This is a genomic window from Kerstersia sp. (assembly GCF_052103615.1).
In the GTDB taxonomy this organism is placed as follows: Bacteria; Pseudomonadota; Gammaproteobacteria; order Burkholderiales; family Burkholderiaceae_B; genus Kerstersia.
The window spans coordinates 1-26,368 of sequence record NZ_JBQEKA010000017.1 but is presented as its reverse complement, the minus strand read 5'-3'; the positions used below and the strand labels follow the sequence as shown (position 1 = coordinate 26,368).

The 26,368-nt window shown below is 60.6% G+C and carries 24 protein-coding genes; 13 read left to right on the top strand and 11 right to left on the bottom strand.

Annotation, left to right across the window (positions count from 1 at the left end; genetic code table 11):
* The first annotated feature begins 151 nt into the window (after positions 1–151).
* Complete coding sequence (locus tag ACTJGZ_RS06335) at positions 152–646, top strand: Dps family protein (protein WP_441662099.1); 495 nt, start codon at positions 152–154, stop codon at positions 644–646.
* Between the two features lie 205 nt (positions 647–851).
* Here ACTJGZ_RS06335 and cysW read toward each other — a convergent pair whose 3' ends face one another.
* The 4 genes from cysW to ACTJGZ_RS06315 form a co-directional block, all read right to left on the bottom strand.
* The gene (cysW, locus tag ACTJGZ_RS06330; RefSeq protein ID WP_441662098.1) at positions 852–1,685 is read right to left on the bottom strand and encodes a sulfate ABC transporter permease subunit CysW; all 834 of its coding nucleotides are present in this window, start codon (positions 1,683–1,685) and stop codon (positions 852–854) included.
* A 3-nt stretch (positions 1,686–1,688) separates the two neighbouring features.
* A complete protein-coding gene (gene cysT, locus ACTJGZ_RS06325) occupies positions 1,689–2,531 on the bottom strand; it encodes a sulfate ABC transporter permease subunit CysT (protein WP_441662097.1) in 843 nt (280 codons plus the stop codon).
* A 65-nt stretch (positions 2,532–2,596) separates the two neighbouring features.
* The gene (gene cysP / locus ACTJGZ_RS06320; protein WP_441662096.1) at positions 2,597–3,613 is read right to left on the bottom strand and encodes a thiosulfate ABC transporter substrate-binding protein CysP; all 1,017 of its coding nucleotides are present in this window, start codon (positions 3,611–3,613) and stop codon (positions 2,597–2,599) included.
* Positions 3,614–3,685: 72 nt separating this feature from the next.
* Complete coding sequence (locus tag ACTJGZ_RS06315; RefSeq protein WP_441662095.1) at positions 3,686–4,285, bottom strand: RBBP9/YdeN family alpha/beta hydrolase; 600 nt, start codon at positions 4,283–4,285, stop codon at positions 3,686–3,688.
* Positions 4,286–4,645: 360 nt separating this feature from the next.
* Here ACTJGZ_RS06315 and ACTJGZ_RS06310 point away from each other — a divergent pair, with 360 nt between their 5' ends.
* A complete protein-coding gene (locus ACTJGZ_RS06310; protein ID WP_441662094.1) occupies positions 4,646–5,758 on the top strand; it encodes a high-affinity branched-chain amino acid ABC transporter substrate-binding protein in 1,113 nt (370 codons plus the stop codon).
* A 255-nt stretch (positions 5,759–6,013) separates the two neighbouring features.
* On the opposite strand, the gene ACTJGZ_RS06305 is transcribed toward ACTJGZ_RS06310, so the two are convergent.
* Positions 6,014–7,237, bottom strand: a complete 1,224-nt coding sequence (locus tag ACTJGZ_RS06305; RefSeq protein WP_441662093.1) for an MFS transporter — start codon at positions 7,235–7,237, stop codon at positions 6,014–6,016.
* Positions 7,238–7,422: 185 nt separating this feature from the next.
* On the opposite strand from ACTJGZ_RS06305, the gene ACTJGZ_RS06300 reads away from it, so the two are divergent.
* Positions 7,423–8,010: a TetR/AcrR family transcriptional regulator gene (locus tag ACTJGZ_RS06300; RefSeq protein WP_441662092.1), complete on the top strand. Its 588-nt coding sequence runs from the start codon at positions 7,423–7,425 to the stop codon at positions 8,008–8,010.
* Between the two features lie 197 nt (positions 8,011–8,207).
* Here ACTJGZ_RS06300 and ACTJGZ_RS06295 read toward each other — a convergent pair whose 3' ends face one another.
* Positions 8,208–9,164: an NAD(P)H-dependent flavin oxidoreductase gene (locus tag ACTJGZ_RS06295; RefSeq protein WP_441662091.1), complete on the bottom strand. Its 957-nt coding sequence runs from the start codon at positions 9,162–9,164 to the stop codon at positions 8,208–8,210.
* 291 nt (positions 9,165–9,455) lie between these two features.
* On the opposite strand from ACTJGZ_RS06295, the gene ubiA reads away from it, so the two are divergent.
* From ubiA to ACTJGZ_RS06255, 8 genes are all read left to right on the top strand, one after another.
* Entirely contained in the window at positions 9,456–10,334 is an 879-nt protein-coding gene (gene ubiA, locus ACTJGZ_RS06290) for a 4-hydroxybenzoate octaprenyltransferase (RefSeq protein ID WP_441662090.1), read from the top strand.
* A 41-nt stretch (positions 10,335–10,375) separates the two neighbouring features.
* Complete coding sequence (gene proC / locus ACTJGZ_RS06285) at positions 10,376–11,197, top strand: pyrroline-5-carboxylate reductase (RefSeq protein WP_441662089.1); 822 nt, start codon at positions 10,376–10,378, stop codon at positions 11,195–11,197.
* A 188-nt stretch (positions 11,198–11,385) separates the two neighbouring features.
* The gene (livH, locus tag ACTJGZ_RS06280) at positions 11,386–12,309 is read left to right on the top strand and encodes a high-affinity branched-chain amino acid ABC transporter permease LivH (protein ID WP_441662088.1); all 924 of its coding nucleotides are present in this window, start codon (positions 11,386–11,388) and stop codon (positions 12,307–12,309) included.
* Positions 12,309–13,532, top strand: coding sequence for a high-affinity branched-chain amino acid ABC transporter permease LivM (locus ACTJGZ_RS06275; RefSeq protein WP_441662087.1), 1,224 nt, complete (start codon positions 12,309–12,311; stop codon positions 13,530–13,532). The genes livH and ACTJGZ_RS06275 overlap by 1 nt, the downstream gene beginning before the upstream one ends.
* Positions 13,529–14,296 carry a high-affinity branched-chain amino acid ABC transporter ATP-binding protein LivG gene (gene livG / locus ACTJGZ_RS06270; protein ID WP_441662086.1) on the top strand — a complete coding sequence of 256 codons (768 nt, stop codon included), beginning with the start codon at positions 13,529–13,531 and terminating at the stop codon, positions 14,294–14,296. Before ACTJGZ_RS06275 ends, livG begins: the two co-directional genes overlap by 4 nt.
* The gene (locus ACTJGZ_RS06265) at positions 14,296–14,997 is read left to right on the top strand and encodes an ABC transporter ATP-binding protein (protein WP_441662115.1); all 702 of its coding nucleotides are present in this window, start codon (positions 14,296–14,298) and stop codon (positions 14,995–14,997) included. The genes livG and ACTJGZ_RS06265 overlap by 1 nt, the downstream gene beginning before the upstream one ends.
* A 160-nt stretch (positions 14,998–15,157) precedes the next feature.
* Positions 15,158–16,132, top strand: a complete 975-nt coding sequence (gene epsC, locus ACTJGZ_RS06260; RefSeq protein WP_441662085.1) for a serine O-acetyltransferase EpsC — start codon at positions 15,158–15,160, stop codon at positions 16,130–16,132.
* Positions 16,133–16,349: 217 nt separating this feature from the next.
* A complete protein-coding gene (locus tag ACTJGZ_RS06255) occupies positions 16,350–17,402 on the top strand; it encodes a hemin-degrading factor (protein WP_441662084.1) in 1,053 nt (350 codons plus the stop codon).
* Positions 17,403–17,531: 129 nt separating this feature from the next.
* Here ACTJGZ_RS06255 and ACTJGZ_RS06250 read toward each other — a convergent pair whose 3' ends face one another.
* Entirely contained in the window at positions 17,532–18,428 is an 897-nt protein-coding gene (locus ACTJGZ_RS06250) for an EamA family transporter (RefSeq protein ID WP_441662083.1), read from the bottom strand.
* Between the two features lie 73 nt (positions 18,429–18,501).
* Here ACTJGZ_RS06250 and ACTJGZ_RS06245 point away from each other — a divergent pair, with 73 nt between their 5' ends.
* A complete protein-coding gene (locus tag ACTJGZ_RS06245) occupies positions 18,502–19,053 on the top strand; it encodes an Lrp/AsnC family transcriptional regulator (protein WP_441662082.1) in 552 nt (183 codons plus the stop codon).
* On the opposite strand, the gene ACTJGZ_RS06240 is transcribed toward ACTJGZ_RS06245, so the two are convergent.
* The 3 genes from ACTJGZ_RS06240 to ACTJGZ_RS06230 form a co-directional block, all read right to left on the bottom strand.
* A complete protein-coding gene (locus ACTJGZ_RS06240; protein ID WP_441662081.1) occupies positions 19,054–19,533 on the bottom strand; it encodes a disulfide bond formation protein B in 480 nt (159 codons plus the stop codon). It lies immediately after the preceding gene.
* A 74-nt stretch (positions 19,534–19,607) separates the two neighbouring features.
* Positions 19,608–22,244 (bottom strand): [protein-PII] uridylyltransferase, encoded by a 2,637-nt coding sequence (locus ACTJGZ_RS06235; protein WP_441662080.1) that lies wholly within the window; start codon positions 22,242–22,244, stop codon positions 19,608–19,610.
* Between the two features lie 192 nt (positions 22,245–22,436).
* On the bottom strand, positions 22,437–25,097 hold the full coding sequence (locus tag ACTJGZ_RS06230; protein ID WP_441662079.1) for a FepA family TonB-dependent siderophore receptor: 2,661 nt from the start codon (positions 25,095–25,097) through the stop codon (positions 22,437–22,439).
* 140 nt (positions 25,098–25,237) lie between these two features.
* On the opposite strand from ACTJGZ_RS06230, the gene ACTJGZ_RS06225 reads away from it, so the two are divergent.
* A complete protein-coding gene (locus ACTJGZ_RS06225) occupies positions 25,238–25,654 on the top strand; it encodes a helix-turn-helix domain-containing protein (RefSeq protein WP_068372330.1) in 417 nt (138 codons plus the stop codon).
* Positions 25,655–25,685: 31 nt separating this feature from the next.
* Here ACTJGZ_RS06225 and ACTJGZ_RS06220 read toward each other — a convergent pair whose 3' ends face one another.
* Entirely contained in the window at positions 25,686–26,162 is a 477-nt protein-coding gene (locus ACTJGZ_RS06220; RefSeq protein ID WP_441662078.1) for a hypothetical protein, read from the bottom strand.
* Positions 26,163–26,368 lie beyond the last annotated feature (206 nt).

The following is a 26,368-nucleotide window of genomic DNA, read 5'->3' as shown; positions in this document are numbered from 1 at the left end:
GTTTTGGCCCGTGCGCGCTAACCGGCTTGCGCCGTATTAAGCCGGCGGGCCGGGCTTTCTGCTATGCTGTTTCTGTCATCAGAGCGCGGGACGGGCAGCCTGCTAGTCGCGCGCCCAACGGCGGAAACGCCATCTGAAACAGGAGAAACGCATGTCCAGTTCCAAAAAAGTTGCAGCCCCCGGCATTGATATCGGTATCTCTGAGAAAAATCGTCTGGCCGTCGCCCAGGAACTTTCCAAAGTTCTGGCGGATGCCCATGCGTTGTACCTGATGACGCATAATTTCCACTGGAACGTGACTGGGCCGCTGTTCAACACGCTGCACACCATGTTCATGGATCAGTACACGGAACAATGGAATGCGCTGGACGATATCGCCGAGCGTATCCGCGCGCTGGGCGTCTATGCGCCGGGCACGACTCGCGAATTCGCCAAGCTGGCATCCATTGCCGAGCCGGAGGATGTGCCGGAAGCGCTGGAAATGGTGCGCTTGCTGGTCAAGGGCAATGAGTCCGTCGCCAAAACGGCGCGCAAGGCTTTCAGCGTGGCCGACGAAGCCAATGACCAGCCTACCGCCGATCTGTTGACGCAGCGCCTGGACATTCATGAAAAGAATGCCTGGATGCTGCGCAGCCTGCTGCAATAATCTTCGCGCAGCCCTGCACGCAGTGTTCGGGGCTGTTTTGCGGGGCTGTTCTGCGGGCTGGGAAGCTGATATCGGTATCCCAGCATCCCGGCGCAGCTAGACAGCCTTGGGAAAATAAACGCCCCGGCCCTGGTTTCACACAGGGCCGGGGCGTTTTCTTTGGCGCTTCTTTCGCCTATAGAGCCAATGCCGTCAGGGCATGCTTTTATTTGCCGGGGCTGCGGGCGCGCAGCAGGACATCCTTGCGTTCCATGATGATCTTGGCGGTCAGGGTCACCAGCGCAATCGTCGTGAGCAATGCCGCCGCGGTAAAGGCCGCCACAGCCTTGTTGTCGTCATTGAGCTGCTGGATCAGGAGCGGCAAGGTCAGGGTTTTGCCCCGGATGACGCCGGACACCACCGACACCGCGCCGAACTCGCCGACTGCCCGGGCATTGGTAATGGCCACGCCATAGAGCAGGCCCCATTTGATTTTGGGCAGCGTGATGCGTTGGAATATTTGCCAGCCGCTGGCGCCCAGTGTCAGCGCCGCATGTTCTTCATCATTGCCTTGCGCCTGCATCAGGGGGATCAGAATGCGGGCCACAAAAGGGGCGGTGACGAACATGGTGGCCATCACCATGCCTGGCCAGGCAAAAATCAATTGGATATCGTGCTCGTAGAGCCACTCCCCGAACAAGCCTTCCAGGCCATAGACCAGCAGGTAGCAAAGACCGGCAACGACAGGCGAAATGGCGTAGGGAATATCGGTCAGCGTGATCAGGAACTGGCGCCCGCGAAAGCGGTATTGCGTCACGCACCAGGCCAGCATGACGCCGAAGATCAGATTGACCGGCACGGTAATGGCGGCGATCAATAAGGTCAGCTTGATGGCATGCACGGTATCCGGCGCCAGCACATTGCTGACAAAGGTCTGCCAGCCCAGTGACAGGGCTTGCGTGAAAATCAGGACCAGGGGCAGCACCAGCAACAGCACTGCGCCGGTAATGCCCAGCGTGATAAGCGTCCAGGCTTTCCAGCCTTGTTGATTGCGGCGCATGGCTTAAACCTCCGTCCGGTACCAGGGCAGTAGCCATTTCTGCGCCATGCGCAAACCAAACAGCAACAACAGGGAAGCAAACAGCACGACGGTGGCGATGGCCGCCGCTGCCGGATAATTGTTTTCGGCTTGCCGCATGAAGATCATCAGCGAGGTGATTTCGGTACGGAATGGCAGGTTGCCAGCAATCATGACGACCGCGCCGAACTCGCCCAGACTGCGGATGAAGGCCTGCGACGCGCCTGTCATGATGGCGGGCAGCAGCGCGGGCAGGATCACGCGGCGCAGAATCTGGCCATCACGCGCGCCCAGCGTTCTGGCGGCTTCTTCATATTCCGGGCCGACATCGGCCAGCACGGGTTGCACCGAACGCACGACAAATGGCAGGCTGGTGAACACCATGGCCACGACCAGGCCGGGGAAGGCATAAGCCACCTTGATGCCCCAGGCCGAGAAATATTGCCCCAGCCAGCCCGGCGGCGACAACAGCAGCGCAAGTGTCAGGCCTGCCACCGCGGTAGGCAGCGCGAAGGGCAGGTCCACGAGGGCGTCCAGCACCCGTTTGCCGGGAAACTCATAACGCACGATGATCCAGCTCAGCAACAGACCGAAGAGCGTAGCGAAAATCGTGGACAGGAATGCGCCATAAAGCGTGACACGGTAGCTGGCTACCACGCGAGGGTCGCTGATGGCGCGCCAGTACTCGGCCCAGCTCATGCCCGAGGCATAGATCAGCAGGCCGGCGATGGGCAGCAAAATGATAAGCGACAGATACAGGACACTGATGCCGAAGCTCAGGCCGAAACCGGGCAGTGAGGGGGGACGATTGAAGAATTTTGGCAGCATGTAAGGCGCAAAGGCGCCGCATGACGCGGCGCCTTGTCAGTATCGGCTTTCAGACGGTACGGAGATCAGCGTTGGCTGGCAGCCTGCGCCAGCAATTCATCGAGCACGCCGCCCGAAGCGAAGTGAGTGCTCTGGATGCTATCCCAATCGCCCAGCACTTCCTGCGGGTTCAGCAGGCGGACTTCCGGGAAACGGTCGGCATTGGCCTTGACGACTTCGGGGTCGTGCACACGGTAATTGTAGTTTGCCAGCAGGGCCTGGATTTCCGGGCTGTACTGGAATTGCAGGAATTCGCGGGCGACATCTTCCGTTTTCTCGCGCTTGGCGACGCGATCCACCACGGCGACCGGGAATTCGGCCAGCACGCTGACCGGCGGCACCACGATTTCAAACTCCTTGTCCTTGAACTCATCCGACTTGGCGATATTGTTGACTTCCGATTCGAAGGTCAGAAGCACATCGCCTTGCTCGTTGGCAAAAGCCGTCGTGGCGCCGCGGCCGCCAGTGGGGAAGGTCTCGACGTTGCCCAGCAGCTGGCTCACGAATTCACGGGTTTTGGCCTGGTCGCCGCCGAATTTTTCATTGGCATAGAGCCATGCGCCCAGATAGGTGTAGCGGGCGTTGCCCGAAGTTTTGGGGTTGGGGAAGACTAGCTTGACGTCTTCGCGCACCAGATCATCCCAATTCTTGATGTTCTTGGGGTTGTCCTTGCGCACCAGGAAAGCGATGGTGCTGTAGTACGGCGAACTGTTGTTGGCGAATTTCTGCTGCCAGTCCTTGGCCACGAAGCCGCGATTGGCCAGCAGATTGATATCCGTCACCTGGTTGAAGCTGACCGCGCTGATGGGCAGGCCTTGCAGAATGGCATTGGCCTGGGCGGTGGTACCGCCGAAGGAAGGCTCAATATTCAGGTCTTCGCCTTTGGTTTCTTTCCAGTGCGCGACGAACAGCGGATTGATGGCGCCGAACAGTTCGCGGGAAATATCATAGGATGCCGTGCCCAGCTTGGTTTGAGCGCCAGCGGCGGCAGTGGCGCCAAGCAGGGCGATGGCGAGGCTGCGGGTCAGAAATCGTTTCAGCATGTCGGTGATCCAGTCTAGAAGCAGGTAGGCGGAGCCAAAAAAAAGGGAATCAGGGGGTGGCGCAGTTGGTTTTCAGGTGCGCACCGTGCGTTCGGGCACAGGCGGAATCCGGGGCGCCGGGGGTACCAGGCGCCAGCTGGCGCGGCGGCGCAGCGCCGTCAGAATCTTCAAGCCCTGGGGCCAGTTGCCGAAACCCGAGCTGCTGTTGATATGTCCTGCCTCGGGCAGGATATTCAAACGGCTGCCCCATGAATCGGCAAACAGGCGGGCGCGGTCCAGTGAACAGTAGGGGTCGTCATCACTGGCGACCACCACGCTCTGGAACGGCAAGGGGTTTAGCGGAATCGGGCCGAAACCGCGCAGGGCTTCGTGCGCGCCTGGCCGTTCGATATCGGCAGGCGCCACCAGCATCGCACCGGCCACGCGGCGTTGCAGGCTGGCAGGCAAATGGGCCACGGTAATGCAGCCCAGGCTGTGCGCTACCAGCAGCGCAGGCGTGGAAGCGTCGCTGATGGCGCGCGCCAGTGTTTCCACCCAGGCGGCCGGTGATGGCGTTTCCCAGTCGGCCTGCTGCAGGCGCACGACATTGGAAAGTCGGCTTTCCCAGAGGCTTTGCCAGTGGCCGGCGTCAGAGTTGCGCCAGCCGGGGATGATGATGGTCTGAAGTCGCATGGTGCTCATGATGCAGGGCAGCGAACGCAACTCAAACGAATAATTCGCCCTTTGTATATGCTTCAAAGAAATATGAGACGCCGCGGCCCAGCGCGATTTCCTCAGTGCGGGGACAAGCCGCGGGCACATGCTTGGGCGATGCTGCCGCCGTGTCCGGCCAGTGCGGGACAGCCCGGTGAGGCAAGCAGGATGGGCCGGGCTTTACATGAAAAGGACAGTATTAGGGTTAGGCCGGGCGTCCGCAGCGCGCTGGCATCGTGTATGCTCAGGCCATGAGGCGGGACGCCGCATGGCGCGCTATGGCGCTGGCGGCAGCGGCCCTTTCACCGATCCCTATTGCATGACTAGAGGAACCGTTACATGAAAGCTGTATTCAAACTGGCACCGATTGCGTTTTCTTTGTTTGCTCTGACGGCAGCCGCGAATGCGGAGACGCTGAAAATCGCCGTTGTCGGCCCGGTGACGGGTTCGGTAACGCAGTATGGCGATATGGTGCGTGAAGGCGTCTTCACGGCGGTCGAACAATACAATGCCAAGGGTGGCGTGAACGGCAAGCAGGTTGAACTGCAAGTCATCGACGATGCCTGCGAACCCAAGCAAGGCCCGGTTGCGGCCAATAACGTGGTGAATGCCGGTATCGGTTTCGTGGTGGGCCATGTGTGCTCGGGCGCGACCATTGCGGCAGCTGATATCTATGACAGCGAAGGCGTGGTCATGATTTCGCCTTCGGCGACGGCGCCCGCGCTGACCGACGGCAAGGATTACGAGTTCATTTTCCGCACCATCGGGCGTGATGACCAACAGGGCCCGGCCGCCGGCAAGTTCATTGTCGAAACGCTCAAGCCGGCGAAGGTTGCCGTGCTGCACGACAAGCAGTCCTACGGCCAGGGCATTGCCACGGCTGTGCGCGATACGGTCAAGGCTGGCGGTATTGACGTCGCTGTCTTTGAAGGCATCAATGCCGGGGATACCGATTACTCCGCCGTCATTACCAAGCTGAAGTCCGCCGGTGTCGATTTCGTTTATTTCGGTGGCTACCACCCTGAACTCGGCCTGCTGCTGCGCCAGGCGGCCGAACAAGGCCTGAAGGCACGCTTCATGGGGCCGGAAGGCGCAGGCAACCCGGACATCAACGCCATCGCAGGCCCGGCGGTGGAAGGCATGCTGCTGACGCTGCCGGCTGATTTCAGCTCTGATCCCGCTAACGCGGAAGTCGTCCGCCTCTTCAAGGAAAAGGGCCGCAATGCCAGCGGCGCGTTCCAATTGCAGGCTTACGCCGCCACGCAGGCGCTGTTTGATGCGATCAACGCGACCAAGAGCGAAGACCCGGAAGTGGTCGCCAAGTATCTGCATGCCAACAGCGTCAAGACGCCGATCGGCGAAATTTCCTGGAACAAGCAGGGCGACCTGAACGACTTCAAGTTCTCGGTCTATTCCTGGCATGCTGACGGCAGCCAGAAGCTGGTTCAGTAAGCATCCGCTGTGCCGGGCGAATACGCCTGGCAGCCAAAACCCCTCTGCCGCCTGTTCAGTGCGGCAGAGGGTTTTTTTCTTTCGCCATCTGCCAGCGCTGAGTTTCGCTGGCGGGCGCCTGGGTTTGAGCGCCCGGGTTCGTTAGCGCACAGGCTGATCCCTTGAGATCCGCCGCGGCACGAAGGGGCTGGACGCAAACCGCGGTTTTATCAGCATGACCGCGATCAGGCTGCGTGCATGGCGTGTTCGCCGCGGTCAGCGGGTTTCCGCGCTGGCGGACAGGGCGGGAGCAGCATGTTTTTGTCCCAGCACGGCAATGCCGGCAATCAGCAAGAGCGCCATGGCGGCAAGGCTTCCCGCCAGCCAAAGATTGGCAATGAGCCCGAAACGGTCCACCATCTGGCCGCCGCTCCACGAACCCAAGGCAATGCCGATATTGAAAACGCCGACATACAGCGCGGTGGCGATTTCTATGGCGCGTGGCGCGGCTTTCATCATCCAGGTCATCAAACCGACGGAGACGCCGCCATAGGCCAGGCCCCAGGCCAGCAGCACCGCACCGCCGCCAATCGGTGAGCCGCCTATCGTCAGGAACAATACCGGCGTCAGCAGTAGCCCCGCAGCAATCGCCATCAAGGTCAATGCGGTGCGGCGCGCTGCGATGATGCCGGTCAGAAAATTGCCAATCATTCCCGCGATGCCATACGCGAACAGCAGCGCGCCGACCCAATGCCCATCGAATCCCGATACGGACAGCAGCAAGGGACGCACAAAAGTAAAAGCGATGAAATGGCTGCCGACCAATAGCAGTGTCAGCAGCAATCCGGCTTGAAGCTTGCGGTTGGAGAGTTGCGCGCCAAACTGGCGCGCAGTGGCTGAACGGGCGACGGGCAATGCCGGCATGATGGCAAGATGCAGCACCAGGACCAGGCCGCTGAACAACGCCATCGTGCCAAAGGCCCAGCGCCATCCGGCAAAATCGCCCATCAATGCGCCTATGGGCACCCCCAATACAGAGGCAGCAGCCACACCGCCAAAAATGATGGCGGTCGCCAGGCCGACGGCATGGTCAGGCACGAGACGCGAGGCCAAACCGCCAGCGATGGCCCATATACCGCCCATGCAGAAACCGACCAGCACACGCGCGGCCAGCATCCAGGCCAGGCTGGGCGCCATTGCCGACGCCATATTAGCGACCACCAGCAGCCCCAGCAGCCAGCAGAGAATCCGGCGCCTATCCATGCCGCCAGAAGCCAGCACCACCAGCGGCGCGAATAAGGCCGCCAGCAATGCGGGTAGCGAAACCATCAGGCCGGCGGTGCCGGTCGTGGTACCCATGGTGTTCGCAATCGGCGTCAGCAGCCCAATGGGGAGCATTTCGGTTGTCACGACAGAGAAAATGGCCAGGCCGACGGCAGCCACCGCCAGCCAAGGGTGGCGTGCCGATGGGCTGGCGGGCATGGGTGATGGGGCAGGCATGGCGTGAATCCTTGAGGTGAAGACACCGGGTGTATGGGCGGAACCGGAGGAACGGAAATTCGGCAGCATTGGCTTGCCACGGCAAGGTGGCGCGGCGACAATACAAACAGTGCGTATGAATAGAATCATATATTCATACGTTATGTTTGTAAATAATCATACGTTTCGTATGTAAGGAGAGGGGAATGGTTCGCCGCACTCGCGCCGAGATGGAAGAAACCCGCAGCGTATTGCTGGCAACTGCGCGGCAGTGCTTTGCAGAGCACGGCTACGCTGCCGCCGCGATGGACGAACTCACCGCCAAGGCGGGCCTGACCCGCGGCGCGCTTTACCATCATTTCGGCGACAAGAAGGGATTGCTGGCGGCCGTTGTGGATCAGATAGATGCCGAGATGGATCAACGCCTGCAAGCGATTTCGGACAGCGCGACAGACACATGGGAAGGCTTTCGCAAACGCTGTCATGCCTATCTGGAAATGGCGCTGGAACCTGAAATTCAGCGCATCGTGCTGCGTGACGCCAGAGCGGTGCTGGGCGGGGCGTCGCCCGACTCGCAACGCCATTGCGTTGAGTCGATGCGGCGCCTGATCGACACCCTTATTCAGCAAAACATAGTGGCTGAAGCCGATGCTCAGGCGCTGGCATCGCTGATTTACGGCAGCCTGGCCGAAGCGGCCTTCTGGATCGCCGATGGCGAGGATGGCAATGAGCGGCTGGCGCGGGGCAGTGCCGCACTGGAGCTATTGCTGCGCGGCTTGCTGGCCAGGCAATAGTTTTCTGGAATACTCAGGCTCCGGTCTGCCATTTGCTGCCGTTTGGTGGCCATTTACTGGCCATTTACTGGCCATTTGCTGGCCGACGGCGGGCAAACGGCGCTCAGCAGAGGCTGAAGTGAGACCGGCGCAGGCTGGGGCGAGATGACCGGCCTGCGTGCTGGCCGTGCTGCCCGCGGCCAGCACGGCCGGAGGCGTCAGAGGGCCAGTCGGCGGCGCGCCTGGGTGTATTCGCGGTGCAGTTGGGCGATATAGTCCGCCGCAGGCTGAATGCGCCCGACGGGCCCGATGCCCTGGCCGCAACCCCAGATATCTTTCCAGGCCTTGGCTGCGCGGTCTTCACCGAAATTCATCTGCGCCGGATCGCTGACGGGCAGGTGGTCGGGATCGAAACCGGCGGCAATGATGGAAGGCTTCAGGTAGTTGCCATGGACGCCGGTGAAAAAATTGGTATAGACGATATCGTCGGAGCTGCCCTCCACAATGGCCAGCTTATAGGCGGCTGATGCCTGGGCTTCTTCCGTGGCGATAAAGGCTGAGCCGATATAGGCAAAATCCGCCCCTATGGCTTGCGCTGCCAGAATGCCATTGCCGGTGGAAATGGCGCCTGATAGCGCCAGCGGCCCGTCGAACCAGGCGCGGATTTCCTCCACCAGCGCAAAGGGATGTTTGGTACCGGCGTGGCCGCCGGCACCGCTGGCGACAGCGATCAGGCCATCCGCGCCTTTGGCGATGGCCTTGCGGGCATAGGTGTCATTGATGACATCATGCAGGACGATGCCGCCATACTGGTGTGCGGCCTGGTTGATTTCAGGCTGCGCGCCCAGCGAAGTGATGATGATGGGGACTTTGTATTTCACGCACAGCGCCATATCGTGCTCCAGCCGCTGATTGCTGCGGTGGACAATCTGATTGATGGCAAATGGCGCCGCCGGGCAGTCGGGGTGAGCCTGATTGTAGGCATCCAGGCTTTCGGTGATTTCCGCCAGCCACTCATCCAGCTGGCTGGCCGGCCTGGCATTGAGCGCTGGCATGGAACCGACGATGCCGGCTTTGCACTGCGCAATGACCAGCTTGGGCGTGCTGACGATAAACATGGGTGACGCAATGACGGGCAGGCGCAGCCGGTCAAATAGGGTGGGCAGTCTGGACATCTATCTCTCTCCTGGTCGGGGGCCGGGCACGCTGCCTGTCTGAGGTGTGCCGGCCTTTCTTTATGCCCTGGATTGTGGCCGATTCTGGCCGGTGAAATGCGCAACTGCGCCTGCCGGGCGCGGCTGCCGCCGCGTCAATCTGCGCGTTGGCGCGCGTTGGCGCACCTTGGCCCGGGGCTGAACGATTGCCGGGCAACCGCTACAATGTGCGATTCGCCAAGACGGGCCGCACGGGGCAGCACTTTACCGCTGCGGGCCGTGGTGCGCCGAAGGGAAATTGATTCGATGACCATGGAAGCCTTGAAGCCTGACTTTTTCCAGCGGCTGCGCCTGTACGCCCGCCTGACGCGTCTGGACAAACCGATTGGTTCGTTGCTGTTATTGTGGCCAACGCTTTGGGCGCTTTGGGCCGCCAGCGGAGGCTGGCCTTCGTGGTACATCCTGGTGGTATTCATTATCGGCACGGTGCTGATGCGTTCGGCAGGCTGCGCCATCAATGATTACTTTGACCGCGATTACGACCTGCATGTTGACCGCACCCAGGCACGCGTGCTGACCACCGGCCAGATCAGCGCCAAGGAAGCCTTACTGGTGGCTGCCGCACTGGCGCTGGTTTCTCTGATCCTGATCCTGCCGCTGAATGCGCTGACGCTTTGGCTGTCACTGCCTGCCGTGTTCCTGGCCGTGACCTATCCCTTGATGAAGCGCTTTTTCGCGATTCCTCAGGCCTATCTGGGCATCGCCTTCGGGTTCGGCATTCCCATGGGCTATGCCGCCGTGCTGAATGCGCTGCCGCTGGAAGCCTGGATTATGCTGGGCGCGAATATCTGCTGGGCGATTGCCTACGATACCGAATATGCCATGGTGGACCGTGAAGACGACATCAAGCTGGGCCTGAAAACATCGGCTGTCACCTTTGGCTCCTGGGATGTCGCCATGGTGGCCTTTTTTTACGCGGCAACCTTGGCACTGCTGGGTGTGTTTGGCGGCATGTTGGGCTACCAGAGCTGGTTCTGGGCCGGCCTGGCGGTCGCGGCGATGATCGCCCTGCGGCACCTGATCTGGATACGCCATCGCGATCGCGCGGCTTGCTTCCGGGCGTTTCTCAATAACACCTGGTTCGGCTTTGCTGTCTTTGCCGGGATTTTCCTGGAAACCATGCTGGGATAACACCAGCGCCTGCCAGGGGGCAGGAAGAGGGGGAGTGTTTCATGTTTAGCAATTTGCGAATTGCCTTTATCGGCGGCGGAAATATGGCAGCCGCGCTGGGCGCAGGCCTGGCGGGAAAACTGTGCCCGGCGGAACAGATTCATATTGTCGATATCAATGAGGATATCCGCGCGCGCTGGCAAGCCCAGGGCAGTACGGCGGCAGCCAGCGCCGATGAATCCCTGCGCGCCTGCAATGTGTGGCTGTATGCCGTCAAGCCGCAGGTCATGGCGGAAGTCGTGCAAGCGACCCGCCCCTGGATGGCGCCGGACACGCTGGTAATCAGTATTGCTGCCGGTATTCCTCTGGCGCGTTTTGAACAATGGCTGGCGGGTGCCCAGGCGCCGCGTTTGGTGCGCTGCATGCCCAACACCCCGGCATTGGTGGGGATGGGGGCTGCAGGCCTGTATGCCGCAGACTCTGTGCCGCAGGCCCAGCGTGAGCTGGCCGCAGCCATCCTGGCCGCTGTCGGGACTGTCACCTGGGTGGAGCAAGAAGAACAGCTGGACGCCGTCACGGCTTTGTCGGGCAGCGGCCCGGCCTATGTGTTTCTGCTGATCGAAGCCCTGATAGCCGGCGGTGAGCGCCTGGGGCTGAAACCGGAAGACGCCCAGGCATTGGCGATCCAGACAGTGCGTGGCGCGGCGCAACTGGCAGCAACCTCCAGCGAGACCCCTGCGGTATTGCGTCAGCGGGTGACTTCGCCTGGCGGCACGACGGCGGCGGCGCTGCAGGTTTTTGAGCAGCGCGGCTTGCCGGCGATTGTTGCCGAGGCCATGGCGGCAGCCGCCCGCCGCGCCGAAGAGCTCAGCCAGGGTGCCTAGGGAACGTTTGTTTAAGGGTTTCTACTAAACCTGCGCGCCAGAGGCCGTTTGAAAGACGGCAATGATAGTAGGGGAATGTAGAATTGCCGTTTTGGCAGCGCCGCAGGCGTTGCTTCCAATCGTTTCCATCTGCACGCAAGCTGTGGCGCAACACTGTGCCGGGGCTTGCGCAGGCTGAGTGTTATCCTATGTCCGACCTTCTTCCACAAATTGTCCAGCAGCTGTTCAACGGCTTATCGCTGGGCGCGATCTATGCCCTGATCGCCATCGGCTACACCATGGTGTACGGCATCATCGGCATGATCAACTTCGCCCATGGCGAAATCTATATGATCGGCGCCTATGTCGGTCTGGTCACCCTGACGGCCATTGGCACACAGACAGGCATGCCCCTGTATCTGGTGATCGCCATCATGCTGATCGTGTCGGTTGCGGTGACGGGCGCCTACGGTTTTGCCGTCGAGCGTATCGCTTACCGCCCCGTGCGCGGCGGCCCCAGGCTGGTGGCCCTGATTTCCGCGATCGGTATGTCCATCTTCCTGCAGAACTGGGTAGCGCTGGGGCAGGGGTCGCGCGATATGGCGGTGCCGTCGCTGATATCCGGCGGCCTGGAGTTCCATTTGTCCGGCTTCGATGTCATGTTGCCGTACTCACGCATCCTGATCATTGTGGTCACGGTTGTGATGATGGTCGGCTTGACGCTCTTCATCAAGCATTCCCGCATGGGCCGCGCGTCGCGCGCCTGCTCGCAAGATATGCGCATGGCCAATCTGCTGGGCATAGATACCAACCGGGTCATTTCCTTCACCTTCGTGCTGGGGGCCATGCTGGCCGCCGTCGGCGGTGTGCTGATCGCCATTACCATTGGCAAGCTCAATCCCTATATCGGTTTTATTGCCGGTATCAAGGCGTTTACGGCGGCCGTGCTGGGCGGAATCGGCAGTATTCCTGGCGCCATGCTGGGGGGTGTCATCCTGGGGCTGGCGGAAACTTTTGCCGCTGCGTTCCTGTCGTCGCAGTACAAAGATATTGTCGCTTTCGGACTGCTGGTATTGGTGTTGCTGTTCCGTCCTACCGGACTGCTGGGTAAACCGGAAGTGGAAAAAGTCTGATGGCAAACTCTTTCAAGAACGCAATTATTGCGGCGTTGATGACGGCGGTCATTATTACGCCGGTATTTGGCCTGCAACTGGTACGGCAAGGGGCCAGCATGACGCTGGACCCGCAGTGGGACCTGGTTCTGCTGGGCTGCGGTATTGTTTTCGTCTTTCACCTGTTCAAGCCGCTGCTGGCCCGCTTGTTTGGCGGCATCAAGACTCCTGATATGCCAGCGCTGCCCGCCGGCAGCCAGCGCTGGCTGGGGATTCTGCTGATTCTTCTGGCCATTGTCTGGCCGTTCTTCGGCAACCGCAGCCAGGTGGATATCGGTACCGTCGTGATGATCTACATCATGCTCGGTCTGGGCCTGAATATTGTGGTGGGCTTTGCTGGCCTGCTGGATCTCGGGTTTGTCGGCTTTTATGCCGTGGGCGCCTATACCTACGCCTTGCTGTATCACTTCTATGGCTGGGGGTTCTGGGAGGCCTTGCCCTTTGCCGGCTTGATGGCCGCCTTGTTCGGTTTTGTGCTGGGCTTTCCGGTACTGCGGCTGCGCGGCGACTACCTGGCCATCGTTACGCTGGGGTTCGGGGAAATCATCCGCCTGCTGCTCGTCAATATGACGACCCTCACCGGCGGCCCCGATGGTATTTCCGGCATCCCCAAACCTACCGTCTTCGGCTATGAAATGACGCGCCGGGTCAAGGGCGAGGGCCAGAGTTTTCATCAGATGATGGGCTGGGATTTCGACTCGCAGCACATGATGATCTATCTGTATCTCATGGCCTTGGTGCTGGCACTGATCACCTTGTATGTTTCCAACCGCCTGGTCCGCATGCCGGTTGGGCGCGCCTGGGAAGCTTTGCGCGAAGATGAAATCGCCTGCCGTTCGCTGGGCTTGAATCCGACGCGCATCAAGTTGTCGGCCTTTACACTGGGCGCGGCATTCGCTGGCTTTGGCGGGGCGTTTTACGCGGCGCGCCAAGGGATGGTCAACCCGGAATCCTTCACCTTCATCGAATCCGCGCTGATTCTGGCGGTGGTCGTGCTGGGCGGGATGGGCTCGCAGATCGGCGTCATCCTGGCAGCCATCATTCTGACGATTCTGCCGGAAGTGGCGCGTGAGTTTGCCGAGTACCGCATGCTGTTGTTCGGTCTGGTGATGGTGTTGATGATGGTATGGCGTCCGCAAGGCTTGCTGCCGGTGAAGCGTCCGCATGTGGAGTTGCAGAAATGAGCGCGCCCCTGTTGAGTGTCCAAGACTTGAGCATGCGCTTTGGCGGCTTGCTGGCAGTCGATGGCGTGGCCTTCGATGTTCAGCCGGATGAAGTGTTTGCAATCATCGGCCCGAACGGCGCAGGCAAGACAACGGTTTTCAATTGCGTCGGCGGTTTCTATCGGCCGTCTGGCGGCAGTGTGCGCATGCTGGGGCAGGAAATTGCAGGCTTGCCCAGCCATAAGGTGGCCCGTCATGGACTGGTGCGCACGTTCCAGAATGTGCGTCTGTTCAAGCAATTGACGGTACTGGAAAACCTGCTGGTGGCGCAGCATACCCAAGTGGAAAACGGCCTGCTGAAAGGTTTGCTGAAACTGCCATCCTACCGGCGCGCCGAATTGCAGGCGCAGGAAAGAGCGGTTTACTGGCTGGACTTCATGGGCCTGCTGCCTTATGCCAACCGTGAAGCAGGCAATCTGGCCTATGGCCACCAGCGTCGCCTGGAGATTGCGCGCTGCATGATTACCAAGCCCCGCCTGCTGATGCTGGACGAACCGGCTGCCGGCCTGAATCCGCAGGAAAAAGTGGAATTGCAAGGCCTGGTCAACCGTTTGCGCCGCGAGTTCAATGTGGCGGTACTGCTGATCGAACACGACATGAAGCTGGTCATGGGTGTGTCGGACCGTATTCTGGTGATGGAGCACGGCAAGCCCATCATGACCGGGCTGCCTGATGAGGTTCGCAATGACCCGCGGGTAATCAAGGCTTATCTGGGTGAGGAATGATGTTAAAGCTTGAAAATATTCATACTCACTATGGTGCTATTCAGGCCCTGGATGGAGTCAGTGTCGAAGTGGCCCAGGGGGAGATCGTTACCCTGATCGGCAGCAACGGGGCGGGTAAAACAACGCTGTTGATGACGATTTGCGGCACGCCCAGGGCAAGCTCGGGCAAGGTGCTGTTTGAAGGCCGCGATATCAGCAAGGATGCGACGCACCGGATCATGCGCAGCGGCATCGCCATTTCCCCGGAAGGGCGGCGCGTTTTTCCCGACCTGAGTGTGCTGGATAATCTCAAAATGGGCGGTTTTTTTTCCAACCGCGATGAGATGCAGGAAGGCATAGAACACGCATTCAAGCTGTTTCCCCGCCTGAAAGAGCGGGCCAGCCAGCGCGCTGGCACGATGTCTGGCGGCGAGCAGCAAATGCTGGCGATTGGCCGGGCGCTGATGTCGCGCCCCAAATTGCTGTTGCTCGATGAGCCGACGCTGGGCCTGGCGCCATTGATTATTGCGCAGATATTCGACATCATCCGTACCATACGCGACGAAGGCATCACCGTCTTTTTGGTCGAGCAAAATGCCAATAAGGCGCTGCAGGTTGCGGATCGCGGATATGTCCTGGAAAACGGCCGTATCGTGCTGGCGGATAGCGGCGCCAATTTGCTTGCCAACGATGAGGTCCGCAAAGCTTATCTAGGGGCCTGATGCGGGCGGCTTGTCCTTGCCGGCGGCAGGGTTTCAAACCTCGGGCGGCAGGGGAGTCATTACGATGGCTGTTCCGGCCGCTTGCCCGCTTCGGCCTGGCAAGCGGTAATCCATAATGGCCGACTGGCCCGAGTTGCAGAATAGGGAGCACGATATACCCATGAGTGTATCGACCGATAAACAGGATATCCGGCCATCACCCTGCCAGGAAGATGCTGGCTGGGAGTTGCAGGGTATTGTCGCCAGCCTGCGTGATGCGCGCCGTGATTGGCGCAGCCGCAGCGGCCGCCTGCGCGAAGTGGGCGGGGCACGGGAATTCCCCTCTGTGGAAGAAATCCGCGGCATCGTCAACATGCTGTGCGGCGCCTTGTTCCCCATGCGCCTGGGGCCGCTGGACCTGCATGAAGACAATGAAGATGCCTATGTCCAGCTGACGCTGGCCAATGCCATGCGACAGCTGGAGCGCCAGGTACTGCTGGAATTGAGCTATCTGGCCCGCCAACGCCATGCGCCCTGTGAAGAGCTGGCGCATCAGGCGCATCATGTTGCCCGCAAGTTCGCGGCCAGCCTGCCAGAGGTGCGTAGGATGATAGATACCGATGTCATCGCCGCTTATCAGGGCGACCCGGCAGCGCGCAGCGTGGACGAAGTCCTGTTGAGCTATCCGGGGGTCAAGGCCATCATTCACCACAGGCTGGCCCATGTGCTGTATAGCCTGGATGCCCCCTTGGTCGCCCGCATCATTGCCGAGATCGCGCACGCGGATACCGGCATAGATATTCATCCTGGCGCCAGAATAGGCGGCAGTTTCTTTATCGACCACGGCACGGGTGTCGTCATAGGCGAAACCACCATCATTGGTGAACGGGTACGGCTTTATCAGGCGGTAACGCTGGGCGCCAAGCGGTTTCCGGCCACCCCGGACGGCGCGCTTAAGAAAGGCCTGCCGCGCCACCCCATTCTGGAAGATGATGTGGTGGTGTATGCCGGCGCCACCGTGCTGGGGCGGATTACCGTGGGCCGGGCCTCTGTGATTGGCGGCAATGTCTGGTTGACGCACAGCGTGCCGCCAGGCAGCAATATCACGCAGGCTACCGCCATCAACGCCGAGTCGGACGGCGCCCGCAGGGAATAAGGAGGCGGCCATCCCCGTGCAGGCTGGCCACGGACGATTTTGCGGCCGGATGCCTTGCCGGGTTCGCCGTATCGGACGCGCGGTTCATCAGGAACGCCGCCGGTGCTGATTACTTGGGTAGAATGCTGCCATGCCATCTTCAGGGCATGGGCCGGAAGCGGGGCATTGGCATGCCGGTGTCCCGCCCATCCCCGCTGTGTTTGTTTCAGGAAATCCTATGACCAATACTGATTTTTCCTCACGCGCCCAGGCGCTGCGTGCCCGTTACGACGAACTCAAACAGGCGCGGCCGCAATTGCGCGCGCGTGATATGGCGGCCGAGCTGGGCGTGACCGAAGTCGAGCTGGTTGCTGCGGGCGCCGGTGGCGTTGAAAGCGCCATGCTGTCCTATGAGCGCCCGCAAGATATTTTCCGCGAGTTGGGCAGCCTGGGCCGCGTCATGGCGCTGACACGCAATGACTGGTGCGTCCACGAGCGCAAGGGCAGCTACCTGGATGTCAAGGCCGAGGGCCCGGTTGGCCTGGTGCTTGGACCCGATATCGACCTGCGCGTCTTTTTCAAGGACTGGGCATCTGCCTGGGACGTCAAGCACGGTGAGTTGCGCAGCCTGCAATTCTTTGACCGCGCTGGCGTTGCGGTGCACAAGGTTTATCTGCAAGCGCAAAGCGACGTGCCAGCCTATGAGGCGCTGGTTGCCAAGTTCCGCGCCGCCGAGCCGGTCTGGCCGCAATTGTCCGCCATTGAAACGCCGGTTGAGCCGGAAACCGTCAGTGATGCCGCCGCCTTGCGCAGCGCCTGGCTGGCGATGAAGGATACGCACGAATTCTTCCCCTTGCTCAAGCGCTTCAAGGTCAGCCGTCTGGGCGCGCTGCGCGCCGCTGGCAATGACCTGGCCCAGGAAGTGCCGGCCGACACCTTGCAGCGCGTGCTGGAAGGGTCGGCAGCTGCGGGGACGGAAATCATGTGTTTCGTGGGCAACCACGGCATGATCCAGATCCATAGCGGCCCGGTGAAGAACCTGAAAACGATGGGCGACTGGTACAACGTGCTGGATCCCGATTTCAACCTGCACCTGAAGACCTCGGCGATTGCTTCGGCCTGGATCGTGAACAAGCCGACCAGCGATGGCTGGGTTACTTCGCTGGAACTGTACGCAGACAACGGCGAAATCATTGCGCAGTTCTTCGGCGCCCGCAAACCGGGCAAGCCCGAACTGGCTGCCTGGCGTGAATTGCTGGTGTCCCTGGCACCGGCGCCGCTGGCTGCCTGATACCGCTCTGGCCCGCGCTGTTGTGCTGTTGTGCTGTTGCGCCGCAAGGCAGCGCGGCATCACGGCGCGGCACAAAAAACCCGGCAAGGCTGCCTAGTCTTGCCGGGTTTTGTTTTGATTCCATTAAGGTTAAGGGGCTGACAGGCCCGGCGTTTGCATGGGCTTGCGCCGCTGCTGGTGGGCGCAATAGGCGCATCCCATGGATGCAGCCATAATCATGCCAATGGCCAGCCACTGGGCGGCCGTCAAATACTCGTTCAGCAGGATCAGCGCCAGCAATGCCGCGACAGCGGGCTCCATGCTGATCATGATGCCGAAGGCCTGGGAGGGCAGCCGTTTGAGCGCGACCATTTCCAGCATCATGGGAATAGCGCTGGAAATCAGCGCGACACCGAGTCCAACCAGCAAAACCCAGGGTGAAAGCAGCGCCATACCCGCATGGGAAACGCCCACGGGAACGACCAGCAGCGTGGCGACTGCGAGCCCCAGCGGCACGGATAGGCCTGCGTGCAAGTGGCTGACGCGCTTGCCAAAAAGAATATAGCTGGCCCAGAAAAAAGCGGCTGCCAGGGCATACAGCACCCCGGCGGGGTCCAGGGTGCTGGCCTCGTGCCCCAGCGGAAGCAGTAGCCATAGGCCGCCGACTGCCAGCGCGACCCAGAAGAAATCCTGGGGCCGCCGTGAGGCCAGCAGGGCAATAGTCAGCGGGCCGGCAAATTCAATGGCGACGGCAATGCCGAATGGAATGCTGCGCAGGGCCAGGTAAAAGCACAGATTCATGGCGCCCAGCGCTACGCCGTACAACACAATGGCCCGGGTATCATGGCGGTTCAGTTTCCAGCGCCAAGGGCGCCAGAACAAAAGCAGCAGCATCGCGGCAAAACCCACGCGGATGGCGGTAGTTCCCTGGGCGCCTATCAGCGGAAACAGGGTACGCTTGGCCAATGAGGTGCCTATGCCCAGACAGGCGACAGAGCCCAGAATAGCCAGCAAGGGGAATAGGGCAGAATAACGGGATGAAGACATGATGCAATTTTATTGCGTCATAATGGAAATATCGGCTCTTATTACGGCTGCATAACGCAACTTTCACTCGATTATGGCCACTATACGCAATGGTTCTGCGCGCGCTTCCGCGGCGGCGCGGCAAGACGCCTTGAACACGGCTGCCAAGGCAAGCGCCAGCCCCGTTCTGGACAGCTTCGATCTTGCCATTCTGGATATTTTGCAGCGCGACAATACGACCGCGCAGCGTGAAATCGCCCAGGCCGTGAATTTGTCTGCACCGGCGGTGCAGCGGCGCATCAAGCGTTTGCGTGAAAGCGGCATGATCCTGTCGGAAACGGCAGTCTTGAATGCCAGCCTGCTCGGGCGGCCGCTGACTATCATGGTCGAGGTTCATGTCCATGATGAGCAGCCCTCGCGCACTGCCGGCCTGCGCCGCCGGATCCAGGCGGAACCGGCGGTGCAGCAGTGTTACAGCATCACGGGGGAAGCGGATTATCTGCTGGTGCTGACGGCGGCAACCATGGCGGATTATGAGGCGATTAGCAGCCGTCTGTTCGATGGGGATGAAAACGTGCGGCGTTTCCGGACATCGGTGGCGCTAGGCTGCCTGAAGCTGGGTTTGCAGATTCCGCTCAAGGCCTGATCAATTTCGCTTGAAAATGGCCCAGAGCAGCGCGAGCGCCAGCACAATATACAGGCCCAAGCTCCAGAGCGAGAACTCGATACCGAAGATATAGGCGGTCGCATCCATGCAGCTGGCATAAATGCCGAACAACCAGCTGGCGCCTTCTTCCAGCCCAGATTCAATCATCAGGCGGTCGGCAAAGGTGCGGTCGCAGGAAAACATTTGCGCCGCCACGCTGTGCTGATACCAGGCTGCCACGATGCCGGCAATGCTGAGCAGCGCGGCGGCCGTGGCGGCCAGACGGCGCCCCGCGCCCTGGCCGGGCATGCCGGCGCCGATCAGGGCAAAGACACCCACTACCAGGTAAATCAGGCGCTGCATGGAGCACCAGGCGCAAGGCTGCAGATCGAACAGGTATTGCGCGATCAGCGCGGCGCCGATCGCGGCAAACGATAACAAGGCCACAAGAAGCAGAAGGCAGCGCGAGGAGAGTTTCATAGTTCACGAAAGTTGGGTGGATAGGCGCCAGTCACAAGACGGTGGCAGGCCAGACAGCGGATCAAGGATGCAGCTTAACGTGTGTCAGGCTGATGCAGCGCGGTTTCCTGTGACGGAGTATGTGGGCGGCCGCCCAGCATATCCAGCAAATCACGTTCGAAGCGCATCTGGCTGCGCGGGCTTTCCAGCGCCGCACCGTCAATGACAAAGATATCTTCCACACGTTCCCCCAGCGTCATGATTTTCGCGGTTTGCAGATTGATTTCATGGCGGCTGAACACCTGCGCCAAGTCATGCAGCAGGCCGGGGCGGTCTGCCGCCACTAGGCTCAAGCGCCAGGATTGACTGCGTTCATCCGGCTGCAACTCGATATGGGGCCGCAGCGGAAACGCCTGTGAGCGGCGTGATTGCCGCAGGCTGCCATGCAGGGAACATGAGGGCGCGGCCAGGTCTTCGTGACGCCGGCGCGAGAGCCAGGCCGAGAGTTCCTTTTCCACATGTTTGGCCTGGGCCTGCAGGTCATGCTCCGGGAAGGCGGACAGCACGATGAAACTGTCCAGGGCCCAGCCTTGGCGTGTGGTGTGAATGCGCGCATCCTGAATACTGAAGTTGCTGGCATCGAAATAGGCGCACAAGGTCATGAACAGGTCATTGCTGTCTGGGGTGTAAACAAGAATTTGCAGACCTTCATCACCCGTTGCCGGGCGTGCTCGCACAATGCTGTGCGTCTGTGTCACATGGTTGTGCAGCTGAATGGCGTGCCAGGCAATTTCATCGGCATCGTGGCGCAGGAAATAGGCGACATCCAGCTGGCGCCAGAAGTTTTCGCGGGAGGCATCGGCCAGCCCGGCTGCCTGTGTCATGCTGATGGCGGTCTGGCGCCGGCGCGCCAGGGCGGCGTCCAGGTCGCCAGGATCCTTGCCGCCCAAGGCTTCGCGCGTACGGTAATAGAGGTCTTCCAGCAACTTGCCTTTCCATGCGTTCCAGACTTTCGGGCTGGTGCCGCGGATATCGGCAACCGTCAGCAGATAGAGCGCCTTGAGACGCCGGACGGAGCCGACTTGCTGGGCGAAGTCACGGATGACGTCCGGGTCGGAAAGGTCGCGTTTCTGTGCAACGGTGGACATCAGCAAGTGCTGCTTGACCAGAAATTCCACCAGATCCACATCCTCGGATTCCAGGCCATGATCGATGGCGAAACGCCGGACATCGCGAGCGCCCAGTTCGGAGTGATCCCCCCCGCGCCCTTTGGCGATGTCATGAAACAGGGCCGCGACATATAGCAGCCAGTGCCGGTCCAGCGTGGCGATCAACTGGCTGGCCAGCGGATATTCCTGGGCATGCTCGGCCATGGTGAAACGCCTGACATAGCGGATCACGGCCAGGGTGTGCTGGTCAACGGTATAAACGTGGAAAAGATCATGCTGCATTTGCCCGACGATGCGGCGGAATACCGGCAAGTAGCGCGGCAGGATATTCAGCATGGTCATGGCGCGCAGCGCATGCACGATGCCGCGGGGCTGTTGCAGAATCTGCAGGAACAGGCGGCGGTTAACCGGATTGCGCCGGTACTGCGCGTCTATGCGGTCACGGTTGTGCCAGATTGCCCGCAGCGTGGCTGCTGTCATGCCATTGAGCTCGGGGTGCTGCTGCAGGCAGAGGAAAGCGCGCAGCAGCAGGGCTGGCTTGCGTTCGAAAGCGTCGTGGCGGCGCATCGCCAGGCGCCCGTTCTCATTACTGAAGTCTTCGTCTATCGGAATGGAAACCTGGCTGGCCGGCGGAAAGAGGCGCTGTTCGATATTCAGCACCAGGATGGTGTTGAGCTGTGTGACCAGGCGCGCGGCCCAGTAATAACGTTGCATCAGCACTTCGCTGGCACGACGCATGCCATTGGGGCCAATGCCATAGGCTTCTGCCAGCTTGGCCTGGTAATCGAACAGTACGCGGTCTTCCCGGCGCCCGGCGATCAGGTGCAGTTCTATGCGCAGTTCCTTGAAGGCCAGTTCCGCACGCCGCAAATCGCGGGCCTCTGTGTCGGTCAGCAGGCCATTGCGGGCAATGGCGCGCCAGTTGTCGCCAAAGCCGCCAGCCTTGGCCATCCAGAGAATCACTTGCAGATCACGCAAGCCGCCAGGGGATTCCTTGCAGTTGGGTTCCAGGGCATAAGGCGTGTCCTGATAGCGGCTGTGGCGCTGCTCCATTTCCAGCTGTTTGTCCTGGAAAAAACGGCCTGGATCCAGTTGCCGCTGAATCGCTTCTTCAAAGCGGCGCATCAGCGTGCGGCTGCCCAGCAGGAAGCGGGATTCCAGCATCGACGTTTCAATCGTGATGTCGCTGGCGGCTTCTTTACAGCACTCCTCGACCGTACGCACGCTATGGCCGGGCTCCAGGCCGATATCCCACAGCGCGGCCACCCAATGCGCGAGCTTTTCTTCATCTTCCGCGCCGGCTGCCTGGGGCAATAGCAGCAAGAGGTCCACATCCGAAAATGGGTAGAGTTCGCCACGCCCGTAGCCGCCGACGGCGGCCAGGGTTGCGTCGGCAGGCAAAGGGCAGACCTTCGCCAACGCCCGCAACGCCTGGTCCACAATCAGCCGCAATTCATGCAAGAGGTCGTCGGGGCGGCGGTGTTCGCGGTAAGAGGCAATCGCGGCGGCCCGGCGGGCGAGCAGGCGTGTTTTGATGGGTGACAGGTCTGGCTGGGCAGGCATGGTGGCAGATTCCGGGCGCGACATGCCTGTCATCATAAAGCAGTGCGCCGGGCGGGGTATGACGTGATTCGGCGCAATCCGGCACATTCCGGCGCGGCCGCAGCAAATTCCCCGCCAGGCACCAGGATGCGGCAATGCGGCACGGATTCCGTGCGCATTCGGCACCGTCTTGGCGCGTGGCAGGGCCATGCTTCAGAACTGCGCGTTCACACCCAGATAGAAAGCCCGGCCCGGTTCGTTATAGGTATTGGCCCCGGCGCCGCGCACTGACGCAAGGTTATAGCTGTTGGCATTGCCCAGGCGGTACAGGCGGCGATCTTGCAGATTCTTGATGCCGGCGGAAATCGTCATGTAGCGGTTCCAGTCATAAGAGGCTGCGATATCCAGAATCATGTACGCCCCGCGGTCGTCCCGGCCCAGGTCTCTGGCGAAGAAGCCTTCTGCGACATTATGTTCATTGAGCTGCGCCGGCTTCTGTTTGCCATAGAAGCTGCCTGTCACGGACAGCATCAGCGCGGGCGTGGCTTGCCAGCTCAGATTGCTGACCAGGGTGTATTTGGGCAAGACAGCAATCAGGTCCGAGACGCGGGCTTCATTGGCGGTGTTTTCTATCGCTGCGGTGTAGTAGGCATTGCTCAAGTCCTTATCGAAGGTTTCGAAGCGATGCATGTAGCTGAATGCATTGTTCCATTGCAGGCTATCCGTGATATCCCATTGCAAGGAGCCTTCCAGGCCTTCCAGCAAGGTCTTGCGGACATTGACCCAGCGGTAGATATCTATGCTGAGCGTATCGAGCAGGCCATCCGGGGTGTAGGTATTTTCGGAGTGGCGCCGATTGGTGCCGGCCTCAATGCGGTTGCGGTAGTCATTACGGAAATAGGTCAGTGTGCCGGCCAGGCGTTCGCCCTGGTATTCCAGGCCAAGCTCCATGTTGATACTGGCTTCCGGCTTGAGTTTGTCATTGCCCTGCAGGAAGCAGGGCGAGCGGTAAACTTGCTCCTGGCCGGCGTAAGAGCGCCGTTGCAGATGGAAGCAGCCATTGCCATTGCTGTAGAGCAGGTAATCGGGATTCATTTGGTACAGATTGGGGGCCTTGTAAGTCTGGCCGACCCCCGTATGCAAGGTAAAACCGCCGCCGATTTCCTGCTGCAAATTAAGTGACGGGCTGATGGCGCTTTCGATCAGGCTGTGATGGTCATAGCGCACTGCCGGGGTGAGCAAGGCGCCTGCCCAGGGTTCGATTTCGTCGGAGACAAAAACGGACCAGATGGATGCTGAACTATGCGGGCTGCGGGCCTTATCAGGATCGAAGCCAGGCACATTGAAACTGAATTTAAGACTCTGCAGGCTTTGCGACATGGATTCCGGGTCGCTGAGACGGCTGTGCTGGTATTCAATGCCTGCCGTCAGAAAGTGCCCCATGCCCAGCAAAGCGAAAGGCCTGGACCACTCGCTTTTCAGCGTCGTGCTGCGCAGGCTGCTCCGGGTATGCGAGCTGAGCGCTTTCTGGCTGATGCTGGTCGTGCTGGATAGCAGTGAACCGGCGCCGCCGCCAGCCAGTCCTTCGACCAGCCGGTCGATGCCGGTGTCTTCCAGCTGGATGAAACTGCGCAGGCTGGCGCGATCCCAATGCATATCGTGGCTCAGCGAATAGGCCTTGCGCGTCGTGCTGTTGGTGGTTTTGCCCAGTAGTTCGGACACATCCGTGCCCATGTAATAGACTTGCTTGCCGCCATACTGGGAATAACGCGGGTCCTTGAAGCCGTCGATGACAATCTGGCCGTTCTGAATATTGTTGTAGGCCGACTCCCCGGAGTACAGATTATCCTGGCGGCCATAGGTAAAACCGGCGGAGAGCGTCTGCTGCGGGGAAGGGCGCCAGCTCAAGAGAATATCGCCATCCTTGTTGACCAGGCCTTCCCGGCCAGCGGTAAAGGTTTTGACGTAGGAGTAATAGCCGGTGCGGCAATGATTGCCATAGACATCGCAATGTGAACCGCTGAGCAATTCGCTGCGGTCGCCTTCATGGTCGCGATTGATATCCCAGGCGTCTTCCTCGATGCGGTTGTAGTTGCCGTAAAGGCGTAGCGATACCGTCTCTGAGAGCGGCCCCATCAGGCTCAGGTTGTAGCGTTGCCCATTGCCTTCCTTGCCATCCTGAGGCCGCGTTTGCGTGGTGGAAAGCGAGGTATTCCAGGCGTCGCCTGCTTTCTTGGTGATGATGTTCACGACACCGCCTGCGGCGCCGTTGCCATAAATCGCGGCGGCCGGCCCGCGCACGACGCGGATGGATTCGACCATTTCCGCCGGCACCCAGTTCGTATCGCCCCGGGTATTGCGGTCGCCGCGCCAGCCCATGCGCACGGCATTACGGCTCAGCACCGGGCGGCCATCTATCAGGATCAGCGTGTTTTCGGGGCCCATGCCGCGCAAGGAGATCTGCCGCTTGTTGCCGTATTGGCCCGAGGTTGAGGCCGTGGTCAGCGCCGCGCCGGGTTGCTTGCGGATGATTTCAGCCAGGTCATTGGTCACTGGCATCTTGCGTATGTCTTTTGCGGAAATCACCGATTGCCCGGTTGTTTGCCGCTTTTCATAGAGACCTTCGACCGTGACGCTGTCCAGTTCCGTCACGCCAGAGTCTGTTGAGCGGGCGGATGCGCCAGCAGGTGTCCTGCTGCCTGGCGCCGGGGCAGGAGTGGCGGGCGAGCTCAAGCCCGTATCACCGGCGTGGCCGGGTGCGGCGGCTTGCGCCCGTGCCTGTGGCGGCGCGCCGAGCAGCGCGGCGGTTGTCAGCGCCGCAAGGGATTTGAACAGGGGAGCGGCAGACATCGCCAGAGAAGAAGTGGATGACATGGTGGCCCGGAACGGTTTCTAACTGAATTGCGTTCCCCATGCTATCGGAATAATGATTATCATCCAATCGCCATTGCGGCTTTTGTTCCTATCAGAATCCCGATATCAATGATTTCGGAAATTTCGATCAGGATTCCGATATGACCAAGTTTGGACAACGCCTGCGCGACGCCAGGCTGGAAGCGGGCTATTCGCAAAAGCAGGCAGCCGACCGGGCCGGCATGGCGCAATCCACGCTGTCTGCGCTGGAAACTGGCGAACAGCCGACATCCACTTTCATTCCTCGTCTGGCGGAGTTGTACCGGGTCCCGATCCGCTGGCTGCTGCACGGCGTGAAGCATGAGGAAGCCAGCGCCAGCAGCCGGTTCCCGTTGACGCCTGAGCAAGATGATCTGCTGGATCATTACGACAGCGCCAGTGAAGCGCAGCGCAAGCTGGCGCAACTGGTATTGCGGCGCTCGAAAGAACCGTTGCCGGAATGGGCGGGATCACTGGCCGGGATTGTGGACGGCCTGGTTGCGGCAGTCGCAAGCGCGACCACCGATAAAAACAGCTAGGCCAGCCCGGCAAGCGGAAGTGCCAGGCGTGCTATCCGATGCTCGGATCTGGCGGCGGCTGACGATAAAACGCCATCCCGGGGTGCGCGGCTTCGCCCAGTGAGGGCAGTTCGAAGGGCAGGGCAAGCTGACCATCGGCGGCCAGTATGCCGCCTACTGCCCACTGCGCCATGCGGTTGAAGAAACCTTCCGCGTGGCCAACATTCATATAAGGCAGCAACAAAGGCCCAGCCATGCGCAACGCTGTGTAGGCTTCCTCCGGGTCATGGCGCGCCAGTTGCACGACCTCGTCGAACCAGCTTTCCCCTATGCCATAGTGCACATGCCATTCCCCGGCACGTTGCGGCACCATCCAGTTGACCAGGCGGCCGCTGGCATCCCGGCGGGTAAACGAGAGGTCATCACGGCTGCGTATGCAAGAACTTGCGGACAAATGGCGGCGATGGGCGGCAGGCGATACCCTTTGCCGGGCGCGGCGAGGTTTGACTGACGGCAGCGGCTTGATCATGGCGGCCTCTTTGCCCGTAGGTTTTGGGGCAGGGTGATAGCGGTTGCATGGAGCGGTTGTATGGAGCGCTTGCATGGGCGGCAAGAACAGCCAGCGGCTGGTGCGAAGATGTTGCGCCCCGCTCAGAGTGCTGTAATTTCGTACAGTATATTTTTTCTTCCGCGGTTTGCGGGCACTCCGTGCGCATGCCTGGAGTTTTCCTAGTG